The 13,975-nt window shown below is 66.4% G+C and carries 13 protein-coding genes; 5 read left to right on the top strand and 8 right to left on the bottom strand.

Annotated elements, in window-relative coordinates; all coding sequences use genetic code 11:
* Nucleotides 1-108: 108 nt before the first annotated feature.
* The 3 genes from HOP58_RS14140 to HOP58_RS14130 are packed head-to-tail and all read left to right on the top strand — an operon-like array spanning nucleotide 109 to nucleotide 3,097.
* Nucleotides 109-321 carry a DUF3311 domain-containing protein gene (locus tag HOP58_RS14140; protein WP_234251736.1) on the top strand — a complete coding sequence of 71 codons (213 nt, stop codon included), beginning with the start codon at nucleotides 109-111 and terminating at the stop codon, nucleotides 319-321.
* Nucleotides 314-1,777: a sodium:solute symporter family protein gene (locus tag HOP58_RS14135; RefSeq protein ID WP_234260651.1), complete on the top strand. Its 1,464-nt coding sequence runs from the start codon at nucleotides 314-316 to the stop codon at nucleotides 1,775-1,777. The genes HOP58_RS14140 and HOP58_RS14135 overlap by 8 nt, the downstream gene beginning before the upstream one ends.
* Before the next feature lie 18 nt (nucleotides 1,778-1,795).
* Nucleotides 1,796-3,097, top strand: a complete 1,302-nt coding sequence (locus tag HOP58_RS14130) for an amidohydrolase (protein ID WP_234260650.1) — start codon at nucleotides 1,796-1,798, stop codon at nucleotides 3,095-3,097.
* Between the two features lie 69 nt (nucleotides 3,098-3,166).
* On the opposite strand, the gene gfa is transcribed toward HOP58_RS14130, so the two are convergent.
* The 8 genes from gfa to pqqA form a co-directional block, all read right to left on the bottom strand.
* Nucleotides 3,167-3,871 carry an S-(hydroxymethyl)glutathione synthase gene (gene gfa, locus HOP58_RS14125; RefSeq protein ID WP_234255025.1) on the bottom strand — a complete coding sequence of 235 codons (705 nt, stop codon included), beginning with the start codon at nucleotides 3,869-3,871 and terminating at the stop codon, nucleotides 3,167-3,169.
* Between the two features lie 55 nt (nucleotides 3,872-3,926).
* Entirely contained in the window at nucleotides 3,927-5,036 is a 1,110-nt protein-coding gene (locus HOP58_RS14120; RefSeq protein ID WP_234255023.1) for an S-(hydroxymethyl)glutathione dehydrogenase/class III alcohol dehydrogenase, read from the bottom strand.
* Nucleotides 5,037-5,330: 294 nt separating this feature from the next.
* Nucleotides 5,331-7,796, bottom strand: coding sequence for an insulinase family protein (locus HOP58_RS14115; protein WP_234260649.1), 2,466 nt, complete (start codon nucleotides 7,794-7,796; stop codon nucleotides 5,331-5,333).
* On the bottom strand, nucleotides 7,793-8,944 hold the full coding sequence (pqqE, locus tag HOP58_RS14110; protein ID WP_234260648.1) for a pyrroloquinoline quinone biosynthesis protein PqqE: 1,152 nt from the start codon (nucleotides 8,942-8,944) through the stop codon (nucleotides 7,793-7,795). Before pqqE ends, HOP58_RS14115 begins: the two co-directional genes overlap by 4 nt.
* Nucleotides 8,937-9,221 carry a pyrroloquinoline quinone biosynthesis peptide chaperone PqqD gene (gene pqqD, locus HOP58_RS14105; RefSeq protein ID WP_010627632.1) on the bottom strand — a complete coding sequence of 95 codons (285 nt, stop codon included), beginning with the start codon at nucleotides 9,219-9,221 and terminating at the stop codon, nucleotides 8,937-8,939. The genes pqqE and pqqD overlap by 8 nt, the downstream gene beginning before the upstream one ends.
* Nucleotides 9,221-10,009, bottom strand: a complete 789-nt coding sequence (pqqC, locus tag HOP58_RS14100) for a pyrroloquinoline-quinone synthase PqqC (RefSeq protein ID WP_234260647.1) — start codon at nucleotides 10,007-10,009, stop codon at nucleotides 9,221-9,223. Before pqqC ends, pqqD begins: the two co-directional genes overlap by 1 nt.
* Before the next feature lie 68 nt (nucleotides 10,010-10,077).
* Nucleotides 10,078-11,004 (bottom strand): pyrroloquinoline quinone biosynthesis protein PqqB, encoded by a 927-nt coding sequence (pqqB, locus tag HOP58_RS14095; RefSeq protein ID WP_234260646.1) that lies wholly within the window; start codon nucleotides 11,002-11,004, stop codon nucleotides 10,078-10,080.
* Between the two features lie 92 nt (nucleotides 11,005-11,096).
* Complete coding sequence (gene pqqA / locus HOP58_RS14090) at nucleotides 11,097-11,168, bottom strand: pyrroloquinoline quinone precursor peptide PqqA (RefSeq protein WP_081786101.1); 72 nt, start codon at nucleotides 11,166-11,168, stop codon at nucleotides 11,097-11,099.
* 354 nt (nucleotides 11,169-11,522) lie between these two features.
* Between pqqA and HOP58_RS14085 the strand changes: the two genes are divergently transcribed.
* Entirely contained in the window at nucleotides 11,523-13,346 is a 1,824-nt protein-coding gene (locus tag HOP58_RS14085; protein WP_234260645.1) for a methanol/ethanol family PQQ-dependent dehydrogenase, read from the top strand.
* Nucleotides 13,347-13,455: 109 nt separating this feature from the next.
* Complete coding sequence (locus HOP58_RS14080) at nucleotides 13,456-13,950, top strand: cytochrome c (RefSeq protein ID WP_234260644.1); 495 nt, start codon at nucleotides 13,456-13,458, stop codon at nucleotides 13,948-13,950.
* Nucleotides 13,951-13,975 lie beyond the last annotated feature (25 nt).

Raw genomic sequence — 13,975 nt, 5'->3', positions numbered from 1 at the left:
CATGGCATGGCTCGCATCCCAAATCCCTATTTTTTCGATCGCGCCGTCTGTCCCATAGTCAGGAGACAACCCACAACAAGACTCGCTGCGGCGAGCTGGACTCTCCCGATGACCAAGACCTACCATCTCCTGACAGGGCTGCACTTCGCCCTCTGCACGCTGGCCATGATCTGGCCCGGTGCGCTGATTGCCAACCGCATCGAGCCCATCGTGCTGGGGCTGCCCTTCCTGTTCTTCTGGTACATCCTGTGGATGCTGGTGCTGTTCGCCGGCATGTGGCTTGCCTACGTCGTACGTCACGGAGGCGGCCGTCATGACTGATTCGCTGATCGTGGTCGGTATCACCCTGACCTATCTCGCCATGGTGCTGTGGGTGGGCCTGCGCGCCCGCGGTCAGCAGAGCTCGAGCCTCGAGGGCTATGTGGCCGGCGGACGCCACGTCGGCGTGGTGATCCTGTTCTTCATCCTCGGTGCCGAGATCTTCTCCGCCTTTGCCTTCCTCGGTGCGCCGGGCTGGGCCTATCAGCACGGCTCGCCGGCCTTCTACATTCTCGCCTACCTGGCGCTGGTGCCGATCACCATCTGGGCGATGGGGCCTCGGGTCGCCGAGCTGGGCCGCCAGAAGGGCTATCTGACCCAGGGCGACATGATCGCCGACCACTACCGGAGCAAGGCGCTGGGTATCCTGGCCGGCACCATCGGCGTGCTGGCGCTGGTGCCCTATCTGACGATCCAGATCGCCGGAGCCGGGCTGCTGTTCCAGGCCGCCACCGATGGGCTGATTCCCTTCTGGCTCGGTGCCCTGCTGGCCTTCATGGTGGTGGCCGCTTACGTGTTCTGCAGCGGTCTGAGCGGCATCGGCTGGACCAACCTCGTGCAGGGCATCATGATGATTGCCATCGCCTGGTTTCTGGGCCTGGCCGTTTCGCAGCGCCTCTACGGCGGAGTCGGCGAAATGTTCCTACAGCTGCAGCAGGTGGCTCCCGAATATCTGACCATGCCCGGCGCCAGCGGCATGAGCTGGGGTTACTTCAGCACCGCAGTGCTGGTCAGCGCCTTCGGCGGGGCCATGTGGCCGCATCTGTTCATGAAGTTCTACTCCGCCGACAGCGGCCGCACCCTGCGCAAGGTCAGCGTCTTCTATCCGCTCTACGCCTACCTGCTGGTACCGCTGCTGTTCATCGGCTTTGCCGGCGTGCTGGTGTTTGCCGACGAGCCGCTGGTGCGCTCGGATACCGTGCTGCTGCGCATGGTCATGGACGTGGCCAATTTCTCCCCTTGGGTGATCGGGCTGATGCTCTCCGGTGCGCTGGCGGCAGCCATGTCCACCGGCGCCAACCTGGCCCATACCGCGGCCATCGTACTGGTACGCGATGTGCTGGGGCCCACCGTGATGCAGCGCGCCAGTGAACGGACCACGGTCAGCGCCACCCGCTGGAGCGTGGTCGGCCTGTCGCTGATCGCCTATCTCTTCGCCCTGGCAAATCCCGCTTCTCTGGTGTTGCTGCTGCTGGGGGCCTATGGGTTGATCGTGCAGCTCTTCCCCATGGTGATCGGCGCCCTGTTCCTGCCGAAGCTGCGTCGCACCAGCGTCATGGCGGGCGCCCTGGTGGGCAGCCTGGCCTATCTGCTGATGGACTTCGTCTGGAGCTCGCCGCTGGGCTGGCACGCCGGCGTATGGGCGATGATGCTCAATGTGGGCGTGGTTGCGGCCTGGCAGGGGCTGTCCCGCTCGGCTCGCCATGACCACCCCTTATCCAGCTCTCCAAGTCACTGAACCGCCACGGAGGCCATGATGACGATCTTATCCCCTACTCTGGACCTCAAGGGCGCCGTGCGCGCCCAGGTGGAGGCTGGCTTCGATGAAGTACAGGCGTTATACCGCCAGCTTCACCGCTATCCCGAGCTGCCTTTTCAAGAGCACAAGACCAGCGCACGCCTCGCCGAGGCGCTGGAGAGCCTGGGGTTCGAGGTGACCCGCGGCGTGGGCGGTACCGGTGTCGTGGCCCTGCTGCGCAACGGCGAGGGTCCCACCGTGATGCTGCGCGGCGACATGGATGCTCTGCCCATCGAGGAGCGCACCGGGCTCGAGTTCGCCAGCCGGGAGAGCGCCGAGAACTTCCAGGGCGAGCGGGTGCCGCTGATGCACGCCTGCGGCCATGACCTGCACAGCAGCTGCGTGGTCGGTGCCGCCGGTGTGATGGCAGCACTGAGAGAGCGCTGGAATGGCACCCTGATGCTCATCTGCCAGCCTGCCGAAGAGATCTTCGGTGGTGCCAGGGCGATGCTCGACGACGGCCTTTACGAGCGCTTCGCCCGGCCTGACGTGGTGCTGGGCCAGCACAACATGCCGGCGCTGGCCGGCACGGTCGGGCACATTGCCGGCCGCGCCATGGCCGCCTGCACCAACCTGGCGGTGACGATTCACGGCGCCGGCGGGCATGGCTCCATGCCCGCCCAGACGGTGGACCCGGTGGTGATCGCCGCTCACGTGGTCACTCGCCTGCAGACCATCGTCGCTCGTGAGGTGCCGCCGGAGGAGACGGTGGTGGTCACCGTCGGCAAGCTGCAGGCCGGCACTCAGGCCAATATCATTCCCCATTCGGCTGAGCTCGAGATCAACGTGCGCAGCTTCGACGATGCCCTGCATGGCCAGGTGGTGGCCGCCATCGAGCGCATCGTACGCGCCGAGTGCGAGGCCGGGCGCTCGCCCAGACCGCCGGAGTTTCGCATGCTGAACGAGACCATCGCCCTGCACAACGACCCCGTGGCAGTCGACCACCTGCGACGAGCTCACGCCGAGCACTTCGGGTCGGAGCGTCTCTACGAGATGCCGCGGCTCAACGGCAGCGAGGACTTTCCCTTCTTCGGCAATGCCGAGGCCGGCGGCTTCGGCGGCGAGGACATTCCCTACGTCTACTGGTTCATCGGCTCGACGCCGGAATCACGCTGGGAGGAGACGCCGGGAGCGAGCGTTACCGACAAGATGCGCCACCTCGAGATGCCACACTCCCCCTATTACTTCCCGGGCAACCCCGAGACCCTGCGCACCGGTATCGAGGCGCTGGCGACGGCGGCGCTGGCCTACCTGGGCTGAGCGTCATACAGCCAGAAACGCCAACGGGCCACCCTGAAGGTGGCTCGTTGGCGTTAGAGCAAGGGCGTGTCACAGCACCCCCTTGGCCTTGGCGGTATGCGTGGCGATGGCGTCCATCAGCGGCGGCGAGAGGCAGTCGTAGGGCGGCAGGCCGAGCTCCTGTAGCCGTGAGCGTACCGCACCCATGTTCTGCGGATCGGCGCCGGACTCGATGATCGACGAGACGAAGGCGGCGAATTCGGGGCCGGCCCAGCCCTCGTCGTGGGAGAGCTCGGTGTGGATGAAGTCCAGCCCGTGGAAGGGGTGGCCGGTGTTCTCGATGCGGCCGTACATGTGCACGCCGCAGCCGGTGCAGGCATGGCGCTGGATAGCCGCGGCCGGATCGACCACCTGGAGCTTCTCCTCGTGGGCGCTGACCCTTACCTTGTCGCGGGGTACCACGGCCACCATCGAGAACAGCGCGCCCTCGGGTTTCCAGCACTTAGTGCAGCCGCAGACATGGTTGTGGGCGCACTGGGCGTCGATCGTCACCTCGACCTGTTCGCCGCTGCAGTGGCAGTGGAGCTTGCCGCCGGTGAAGCTGTCGCTGCCGCGCTTGACGCCGTCGTCCACGGCGGGATGGATGTGAACGTTGTGGTGGCTCATGGTGGGTTGACTCCCCTGTGTTGTCGTTTTTTCGGGGTTTCTCGCCGCAGGCGGCGGTCGGGGCGTGCTCTGTGTCGCGGCGGCGGGCTTGCCGCCGAACCAGCGCTGGATGATGTCCATCAGGCTCATGCTGCCTCCTTGTCCCTTGGACGCGTGTCGTGTTCGTTGCTCTTGTGTGCGACGTTCAATAATGGAGTACCGTCCGAATGCTCTTGCCCGCGTGCAGCAGCTCGAATGCCTCGTTGATCTGCTCGAACGGCATGTCGTGGGTGATGAACTCATCGATCTTGATCTCGCCATCCATGTAGCGCTGCACGTAGCCGGGCAGCTCGCTGCGCCCCTTCACCCCGCCGAACGCCGAGCCGCGCCACACCCGCCCGGTCACCAGCTGGAACGGCCGCGTGGAGATCTCCTCGCCGGCCCCGGCCACGCCGATGATCACCGATTCGCCCCAGCCCTTGTGGCAGCACTCCAGCGCCGAGCGCATCACGTTGACGTTGCCGATGCACTCGAAGGAGTAGTCGACCCCGCCGTCGGTCATGTCGACGATCACCTGCTGGATCGGATCGGAATGCTCCTTGGGATTGACGAAGTCGGTGGCACCGAACTGGCGCGCCAGTTCGAACTTGTCCGGGTTGACGTCGATGGCGATGATGCGGCTGGCCTTGGCCATCTGCGCGCCCTGGATCACCGCCAGGCCGATGGCGCCGAGGCCGAACACGGCGACGGTGGCACCCGGCTCCACCTTGGCGGTGTTGAGCACCGCACCGATGCCGGTGGTCACGCCGCAGCCGAGCAGACAGATCTTGTCCAGCGGCGCCTCCTTGGAGACCACCGCCAGGGAGACCTCGGGCAGCACGGTGTATTCGCTGAAGGTGGAGCAGCCCATGTAGTGGTGCAGCATCTTGCCGTCGAGCGAGAAGCGCGAGGTGCCGTCGGGCATCAGTCCCTGGCCTTGGGTGGCGCGCACCGCCTGACACAGGTTGGTCTTGCCCGAGCGGCAGAACTTGCACTTGCCGCATTCGGCGGTATAGAGCGGGATGACGTGATCGCCGGGCTTGAGGCTGGTCACCCCTTCGCCCACCGCCTCGACGATGCCGGCGCCCTCGTGGCCCAGCACCGAGGGGAACAGACCCTCGGGGTCGGCGCCGGAGAGCGTGAAGGCGTCGGTGTGGCACACGCTGGTCGCGGCGATACGCACCAGCACCTCACCCGCCTTGGGATCCTGTACGTCGATTTCGGTGAGCTCGAGGGGCTTGCCCGCGGCCATGGCGACTGCAGCGCGAGATTTCATGGGCAGCTCTCCCTGTGTTGTTGTGATATAGGGCGCTGCGGCGCCCGTCATGGGATGACGCTGATGTCAGTCTAGGAGAGTCGGGGCGGGGCGATTGTGGCGCAGCGGCATAACACAGTTGCTGGTGGGCAACATTCCTTAAGGAAACACTACACAAATGCCTGCGCGAGCGAATCGCTGCGTTGCGCGGTGCGCGGAATCCTCACATATACCCCATATGCTCCGGTTCCTGTGCTCCGTGCGCCTTGCGCTTCATCTCGCTCGTCAATTTGTGCAGCGCTTCCTTCACAGACGTTACGTGTCGGTATCACCTGGTCTATGCAGCCACCAGCGCTGCGCCAGACGGCCCTCGGCGATGGCGCTGGCCATCGCCGTGAGCTCATCGGCATGCAGAGAGGCCAAGGCCTGGCTTTCGGCTTCCCAAGGCAAGGGCTGCCAGGCATCCGCCAGGGGGTGGCGGCGCAGCGCATGCCACAGGCGGGCCACGGCCTCGGCGTGGGTTTCGGGCGGGCCGGCGGCGGCGAGCAGGGCGCGTTTGCGGCTGGTCATCGTCGCTTGGTCGAGGCGCGCCAGTGCCTCGCCCTGGCAGGTCAGGAATTGGCCGATGGCCTGGCGTAACGCGTCCACGCTTGTGCCTGGTGACTGCACCACGTAGCCCAGCCGTGGGTAGCCCGCCGCTTCGCGGTAGCGTACCGCCGCGACATAGCCGAGGCCACGCCGCTGGCGCATTTCGTGATGAAAGGCGGCATCGTGACACTGGGCCAGTAGCTGCAGCAGCCAGCGGCTGCGGGGGGTGTCGTCGGGGCCGGCTATCTCGAGCATGGCGGCGTGATCGTCTGCCTGCGCTGAGAGCCAGTGGAGCTCGGCCGGCACTTCATATGAGGTGTCGTCCTCTCGCCGGCGTGCCGCCAGCCGTCGCAGCAGGGCCTCGGCGGCCTGGGTGTCGGTGTCGCCGTGCACCCAGGCGAGCGGCTGCCGGCTCTGCTGGCCGGGCGTGCCGGGCGGGGGCAGGGTCACGAGGCGTGTCAGCATACGCTGGGCCAACAGCCCCTTGGGCGCTTCGTCGCGGGGCCGTGTCACCGTTTCGGGCCAGCACGCCACGGCCAGCTCGACGAGGGCGTCCAGCCGTTCGGCCGGGCCCGTGGCGATCAGCCAGTCGCCGCGAGCGTCGCCGTCGCAGCGCAGTTCCAGGCCGTGGACTGCGGCGGCCTGCCGTAGCGGCAGGGCGTTCTGTCGCCACTGGCTCAGACGTGCGGCCTGGCGTGAGAGCGAAGCTGACCAGCCCAGGCAGAACGATGCCGGCGCTGCGTCGGGCAGCCGCAGCGGATCGCCGGCCCAGAGCTGAAATCCCACGCCCTGATTCACCAGGTACGGGCCGGGCTCGTCAACGCTCGGTCGTAGGGTGCGTGCCGACAGCGCGGGAGCCGCGCGCCAGGGCAGCGGCAGTGTTTCCGATGCCAGTGGCTGAGGGTGCCAGGCCGTACCGGTCTCGGCCAGGCGCTTCCAGCTTCCCGGCGCACTGGGAGATTGCCACAGCAGTCGGCACTGCTCGACGGCGAGCCAGGGCTGCAGAGCTTCTCGCGGCGCTGCCAGGCCATCGCTGCCACTGTCGCTGCTGCTGCCCAGACCGGCCAGACGGCAGGCGCACCGGCGGGGCCAGACATCCAGCTCGAGGGGGGCGACGGGACGTTCGGTCAGCGGTGAGGCGAGGGCTTGCTCAAGCGCCATGCGGCAGGCGGCGAGCAGCGTCTGGACGGTCTCTTCGTCGGGTGCCGGAGCCAGGCGCAGGGCAAGGGCCGTTCCGACGCCTTGCGGGGTGAGCGTCACGTCGAAGCTATCGAGCTCCACGGCGGCCTGCAGCGTGGCGGCCAGCCGTCCGTCGCTCAGCCTCGCGGCGACGGCCTCCAGCCATTCGCCATGGGCGGCGGCCAGCGCTTGCGGCAGGGGCCAGATGAGCTCCAGCGCCGAGGTGGCGGGCATGGCCTGGGGGGCATGCCAGGCCACGCCGCCCGGCTCGCCCCAGCGCCAGGGGCGTTGGAGCGGTGAGGGTTCGCCAGTCGGCAGGGGCTCGGCGTGGCGTTCGAGCAGCTCGAGCTGTGCTTCGAGGGGCAGTGGTCCCAGCATGGCCAGCGCCATGCCGCCGCTGCGGTAGTGACGAGTGTGAAAGTCGCTGAGCCGGGTGGTCAGGTGAGCCGCATCGTCGCCCAGGCTCTTGCGGTTGCCGGCGTGGCAGAGCCGGGCTGGATGACCTTCGCGACAGAGCCGGCCGAGTGCCGCCAGCCGGTGCAGGGCGGGGTCGGCCAGCCGGGCGCGGAACTCCGCGTCGAGCACTTCCACTTCATGGGCGATGTGTGCCGGTTCGAAGCAGGGCCGGGCCAGCATGTCCACCAGCCGGGCGAGGCCCTCGTCGGCTTCGTCCGGTGGCAGGTGCAGGTGCACGTCGGTAACGGTTTCGTCGGTACGCGCGTTGTAGCGTCCGCCCCGCTCACCGATCCAGCGTGCCAGTTCGCCCGCCTCGGGAAAATTGGCCGAGCCCAGAAACAGGGCGTGCTCGAGCAGGTGGGCCAGGCCGCGGCAGTCGTCGGGTTCGTCCAGGTAGCCCACTCCCACCGCGCCGACCAGACGCTGCACCCGCGCGCTGGGCACCTGCGCCGCGGCGATCCACAGACCGTTGTCCAGCCGCCTCTCCACAAGGCAACTACCCAGCGGCAGCCCCGCGCTTCTGGCCGCTTCATCGTAGGTGGCGGCAGGCCCATTCATTGGCGACAGAACACCTGCGACTCATGCACGTTGCGTAGCGTGAGTGTCTCCATCGCGGGAGAAGCCGCGTTGGCCTCGCGGCGGGCGGCTTCGATCAGGTGGTGGTCCGGCGACAGCGAGCAGACCGGGTCGGTGGCAGCGGCATCGCCGGTGAGCAGGTAGGCCTGACAGCGGCAGCCGCCGACATCTTTATGACGCTCGTCGCAGCTGCGGCAGGGCTCCTGCATCCAGGCGTCGCCGCGGTAGCGGTTGAACGGTTCGCTGTCGTACCAGATCTCCCTGAGGCCATGGTCGCGCACGTTGGGAAAGCGCATCGGCAGCATGCGCGCACTGTGACAGGGCAGCACCGCGCCGTCCGGGGCCACGGTCATGAAGATCGAGCCCCAGCCGCCCATGCATGCCTTGGGGCGCTCGCCGTAGTAGTCGGGCACCACGAACAGCAAGCGCATGTCGCGGCCGCGTTCGGCCAGTCGCTCGCGCCAGCGCGCGGTGGTGGCCTCGGCGGCTTCGAGCTGTTCACGACTCGGCAGCAGTCCCTCGCGATTGAGGTGGGCCCAGCCGTACATCTGGCAGTTGGCCAGCTCCACCGCGTCGGCACCCAGCTCGTCGCACAGAGCGATGATCTCGTCGATGCGGTCGATGTTGTGCCGGTGCAGCACCACGTTGAGCACCATGGGGTAGCCGGCGGCCTTCACCGCTCGCGCCATGGCGAGCTTCTTGGCATGGGCCTTGGGCGAGCCGGCCACCGCTGCGGCCACGTCCGGGTCGGAGGCCTGCAGGCTGATCTGGATATGGTCGAGGCCGGCCTCGCGCAGCGCCTCGATGCGCGCCTCGTCGAGCCCCAGGCCGGAGGTGATCAGGTTGGTATAGAAGCCGAGCCGGCGTGCCTCGGCCACCAGTTCTTCCAGGTCGCGCCGCACCAGCGGCTCGCCGCCGGAAAAACCCATCTGCACCGCGCCCATGGCACGGGCCTGGGTCAGCACCTCGATCCACTCCGCGGTGGTGAGCTCCTCCTCCACCGCGGCGAAGTCCAGCGGGTTGGAGCAGTAGACGCACTGCAGCGGGCAGCGGTAAGTGAGTTCGGCGAGCAGCCACAGCGGCGCGCCGGTTGCGCCATTGACGGCGACGGTATCGGTTCGGTCAGTCATGCTGGATCCACCCTTGTCGGGCGGCATCGAGCAGGAATTCGTGTACGTCCTGCTCGATCGCCGCAGCGGGGGCATCGGGGAACTGGGCCTGCAGGTTGGCCACCAGGCTGGCCACGTCGCGCTGGCCATCGAGCTGGCCGAGAATGGCGCCGGCACTGTCGTTGAGCTGCACCATACCCTCAGGGTAGAGCAGCACGTGGCGGCCCTGGGCCTGCTCCCACTGCAGGCGCCAGCCGGGGCGCAGACGGTAGACGGTGGCGGACTCGATCATGGCCATCACAGCCCCCTGTGGTAGACGCGCCGGTCGGTGACCGAGTGGTAGGGCGGCCGCTCGAGCTGGTAGGCCAGGGTCATGGCGTCGAGCATCGACCACAGCACGTCGAGCTTGAATTGCAGGATCTCCAGCGCGCGCTGCTGGGCAGCGGCGGTGGTGCACACCGCCAGCGCTACCTCCAGGCCATGGTCGACGTCGCGGCGTGCTTCCTTCAAGCGCTTGCGGAAGTAGCCGTAGCCGGCCTCGTCGATCCAGGGGTAGTGGGTCGGCCAGGTATCGAGCCGGCTCTGGTGTGCCTGAGGCGCGAACAGCTCGGTGAGCGAGGAGATCGCCGCCTCCTGCCAGCTCGCCCGGCGCACGAAGTTGACGTAGGCATCCACCGCGAAGCGCACACCGGGTAACACGTGTTCCTGGGCCCACAGCTCATCGCGGGAGAGGCCCACCGCTTCGCCAAGGGTCAGCCAGGCCTCGATACCGCCGCCGTCGTCGTCATGGCCGTCGTGATCGAGCAGGCGCTGGATCCAGCGGCGGCGGGTGGCGGCGTCAGGACAGTTGGCCAGCAGCGCGGCGTCCTTTTGCGGGATCATCACTTGATAATAGAAGCGATTGGCCACCCAGCCGCGGATCTGCTCCGGCGTGGCGCGGCCCTCGGCCATGTCGACCTGGTAGGGGTGATGGACATGGTAATAGGCGCCCTTGGCCAGCAGGGCCTCGCGGAAAGCCTCGGGGGAAAGCGCTGGGGTGTCGGGATCCACCGTCGAGGCGGCGAAGGGGGATGCGATCGAACTCATGAGGCGATTCCTTCCCAGTGCGTGCGAGCGGATGCGCTATGGTTGTGACGCCGTTCGGTGTGTCGGGTTCAGATCTCGAGGCGCATGCCATCGAAAGCGACTTCAATGCCGGTTTCGCTGAGCGTAGCACGCTCCGCGGAGCGCTCGTCGAGGATTGGGTTGGTGTTGTTGATATGGATCAGCACTCGGCGGGTGGAGGGCGGCAAGCGCCCCAGCTCCTCCAGCAGACCGCCCGGTCCGGCCAGGGCCAAGTGGCCCATGTCGGTGCCGGTCGACTTGCCCACGCCGGCACGCAGCAGTTCGTCGTCGTGCCACAGGGTGCCGTCGACCAGCACGCAGTCCGCTTGGCTGAGGTAGCCGCGTACCCGCTCGTCGAGCCGACCGAGCCCCGGGGCATAGAACAGTCGCGTGCCGCACGCCCGGTCTTCCACCAGCAGGCCGATGTTGTCGCCCGGGGTCGGCGCGCCGCGACGTGGCGAATAGGGCGGCGCGTTGCTGTCGAGAGCCACCGCGGCGAACGACAGGCCCGGACAGGCAGGCACCTCGAAGGTGGCCTCCAGATGAGCTTCATCGATACCGATGGGCCGCCAGTTCAGTCCTCCCCAGTGTTCGAGCATGGTGAACAGCGGGAAGCCGCTGCTCAGATCCTGATGCACGTTGGGCGTGCACCAGACATCGAAGGGGCAGCCTTCACGCAGCGACAGCAGGCCGGTGGTGTGGTCGATCTGGGCATCCATCAACAGCACGCCCGAGATACCGCTGTCGCGGGGGATGCGCCGCGGGTGCAGCTCGGGGTTGGCGGCCAGTTGGGTACGGATGTCGGGCGAGGCGTTGCACAGCAGCCAGCGCTCACCGTCGGCGCTGATGGCAATGGATGACTGGGTACGAGGGGTTGCCTCGATGCTGCCGCTGCGCAGGCCATGGCAGAGCGAACAGTTGCAGTTCCACTGGGGATAGCCACCGCCGGCGGCGGCGCCGAGGACCAGTACGTGCATTCAGGACTCCGTGGCGAAGGTGAACCCGATAAAACGACCGGCTGACGCCCGCGAAGAGCGTCAGCCGGTCGAGTCCGTGCCGAAGGGATGGTTCAGCGATTGGAGATATATAGCGTCACTTCGAAGCCCAGACGCAGGTCGGTATAAGCAGGTTTGGTCCACATAAGAACTCCTCCACATGGGTGGATCGATGGGCATGCCCCATTCAGTAAAGCAGCTAATGGCTGCGCTACCTTGCAACCTAAGTCTAGTAAGGGCAAAGAAGATCCGTCAAAAGCCCTCGAATGAGGAGACATAGGCTCTTGAAACGCCGCGATGGCAGGGGGTTAGCACGGGTAACGCAGGATTGTTGCCCAGAGGCAATAGTCTTTTGATTGCCAGCTAAACCTAAATTAACTGATCTGACCATGCGCCTGCCGAAGTTGTGCTAGACCTGAATCTTGTCAATACCTGAAACACAACTACACAAGATGTGCCGCTTTCCCCAGGCACACCTTCAGTGAGACGGAGACAACGCCATGCTTAGGGAGACCGGTTATGCCGTAACGGCCATTAGCTTGTTGGCTGTGTCGGTGGCGCATGCCAACCAGAATCAACTCGAACTCCAGCAGAACCCGGAATACTGGGCCACTCAGCTGGGCAACTACCAGGGCAACCGCTTCAGCGAACTGGACCAGATCAACCGCGACAACGTGAGCGAGCTGCGCTCGGTGTGGCAGTTCTCCACCGGCGTGCTGCGCGGCCACGAAGGCGGTCCCCTCTATGTCGGCGATGGCCGGCTATATATCCACACCCCCTTCCCCAACAAGGTCTTCGCCCTCGATCTGGAGGACGAAGGACGTGTGGTCTGGAGCTACGAGCCGGATCAGGATTCCCGCGTCATTCCGGTGATGTGCTGCGACACGGTCAACCGTGGCCTGGCCTATGCCGACGGACGCCTGTTCCTCGGTCAGGCCGACAATACGCTGATCGCGCTGGATGCCGAGAGCGGCGAGCTGCTGTGGGACGTCAGCAACGGCGATCACACGGTCGGCGAGACCAACACCATGTCGCCGCTGGTGGTGCATGACATGGTGATCGTCGGTATCAGCGGCGGCGAATACGGTATCCGCGGTCACATGACCGCCTACAACGTCGAGACCGGCGAGATGGTCTGGCGCGGTTACTCCACCGGGCCGGACGACGAAGTGCTGATCGACCCCGAGACCACCCTGATGCTGGGCGAGCCCATCGGCGAGGCCGACCTGGGCGTCACCACCTGGCCGGAAGACGAGTGGGAGCGCGGCGGCGGGGCACCCTGGGGCTGGGTCACCTACGACCCCGACCTCGACCTGATCTACTACGGTACCGGCAACCCCGGCACCTGGAACCCGGATCAGCGCGCCGTCGACGGCGAGCCGGCCGACAACAAGTGGGCCATCACCGTGTTTGCTCGCGATCCCAACGACGGCTCGGTCAAGTGGGTCTATCAGAAGGTGCCGTTCGATGAGTGGGACTACGACGGCGTCAACGAGAACCAGCTGATCGACATCGAGTTCGAGGGTGAACAGCGCAAGGGCCTGGCGATCATCGACCGTACCGGCTTCGGTATGCTGCTGGATCGTGAAACCGGTGAATTGCTGGTGGCGGAGAAGTTCGCTCCCGAAACCAACTGGGCGGACAGCTACGACATGGAGACCGGGCGGCCCAATGTCAACGAGGAGTACAGCACCTTCCGCCAAGGCGTGAACGTCAACACTACCGACATCTGCCCCACCGCGATGGGCGCCAAGAACATGCAGCCGAGCGCCTACTCGCCGCGCACCGGCCTGATCTATGCCGGCATCAACCGCATCTGCATGAACTACGAGCCCTATGAGACCGAGTACGTGGCCGGCCAACCCTATGTGGGCGCCACGCTGACCATGATGCCGGCGCCTACCGAGAACGGCCAGATGGAAGGCCGCATGGGCAGCTTCATCGCCTGGGATCCGGTTGCCGGCGAGACCGTGTGGGAAGTCGACGAGCGCTTCGCGGTATGGAGCGGTGCTCTGGCCACGGCCGGTGACCTGGCCTTCTACGGCACTCTCGAAGGCCACGTGAAGGCGGTGGACATCGAGAACGGCGAGGAGTTGTGGCGCTTCAAGACCCCCTCCGGAATCATCGGTAACGTCAATACCTTCATGCATGAGGGCAAGCAGTACGTGGCCGTACTCTCCGGGGTCGGCGGCTGGGCCGGTATCGGCCTGGCAGCGGGGCTCGAGGATCCCGAAGAGGGTCTCGGCGCCGTGGGCGTGTTCTCCGCGCTGGGTGATTACACCAAGCTCGGCGGCGTGCTGACGGTATTCGCCCTGCCGGACTGATCCGTGAATGGCCCGGGCGGGTAGGCAGACGCCTACCCGCCCACTCTCATTCGCTTCGGTGGCACGACGCGCGCAAGCCCCCGAAGCCGCAAGAAGAAGGATGTGCTGCATGACGGTATTCGCACGTTTTCACGTTGTTCCCGCACTGTTCCTCACCCTGGGGTTGGCTTCCGCTACCCTTGCCGATGAGCATCGCGTCACCGGCGATGGACCCGGCGCCTTCGTCGTCGAGGATGGCAAGGTGGACCCCGACACCTACGAGGGCTACCTCGTCTATACCCGGGCCTGCATGGCCTGCCACGGGCCCGATGGCATGGGCTCCTCATTCGCTCCCAACCTGATTCGCGCGGCCGAGCGGCGTGGCTGGGAGAACTTTGCCGGTACCATCGCTTCCGGGCGCGAGGTGCAGCCCGGCCAGGTGATGCCCTCCTTCGCCGATGACCCCTACGTCATGGGTAACATTCCCAACCTCTTCAGCTACATGCGAGCGCGTGGCGAAGGCGGCCTGGGGCGCGGTCGTCCGCAGATCATCGAGTCGATGCAGGAGCAGGCAGAAGAGAACGGCGACGACGAGGCCGCTGAGGAAGCGAACGCCAAGGAGTGAACCCGCTCCATTCGCGACATCATTT

It is taken from the genome of Halomonas sp. MCCC 1A11062, from assembly GCF_021404355.1.
Lineage (GTDB): Bacteria > Pseudomonadota > Gammaproteobacteria > Pseudomonadales > Halomonadaceae > Halomonas > Halomonas aerodenitrificans.
Note: the sequence above shows the minus strand (reverse complement) of the source record. Positions and strands in the feature narration are given on the sequence as shown.

Coding starts and splice junctions, on each gene's coding strand:
- HOP58_RS14140 (WP_234251736.1), top strand. CDS start 109: ATGACCAAGACCTACCATCTCCTGACAGGGCTGCACTTCGCCCTCTGC.
- HOP58_RS14135 (WP_234260651.1), top strand. CDS start 314: ATGACTGATTCGCTGATCGTGGTCGGTATCACCCTGACCTATCTCGCC.
- HOP58_RS14130 (WP_234260650.1), top strand. CDS start 1,796: ATGACGATCTTATCCCCTACTCTGGACCTCAAGGGCGCCGTGCGCGCC.
- gfa (WP_234255025.1), bottom strand. CDS start 3,871: ATGAGCCTGATGGACATCATCCAGCGCTGGTTCGGCGGCAAGCCCGCC.
- HOP58_RS14120 (WP_234255023.1), bottom strand. CDS start 5,036: ATGAAATCTCGCGCTGCAGTCGCCATGGCCGCGGGCAAGCCCCTCGAG.
- HOP58_RS14115 (WP_234260649.1), bottom strand. CDS start 7,796: ATGAATGGGCCTGCCGCCACCTACGATGAAGCGGCCAGAAGCGCGGGG.
- pqqE (WP_234260648.1), bottom strand. CDS start 8,944: ATGACTGACCGAACCGATACCGTCGCCGTCAATGGCGCAACCGGCGCG.
- pqqD (WP_010627632.1), bottom strand. CDS start 9,221: ATGGCCATGATCGAGTCCGCCACCGTCTACCGTCTGCGCCCCGGCTGG.
- pqqC (WP_234260647.1), bottom strand. CDS start 10,009: ATGAGTTCGATCGCATCCCCCTTCGCCGCCTCGACGGTGGATCCCGAC.
- pqqB (WP_234260646.1), bottom strand. CDS start 11,004: ATGCACGTACTGGTCCTCGGCGCCGCCGCCGGCGGTGGCTATCCCCAG.
- HOP58_RS14085 (WP_234260645.1), top strand. CDS start 11,523: ATGCTTAGGGAGACCGGTTATGCCGTAACGGCCATTAGCTTGTTGGCT.
- HOP58_RS14080 (WP_234260644.1), top strand. CDS start 13,456: ATGACGGTATTCGCACGTTTTCACGTTGTTCCCGCACTGTTCCTCACC.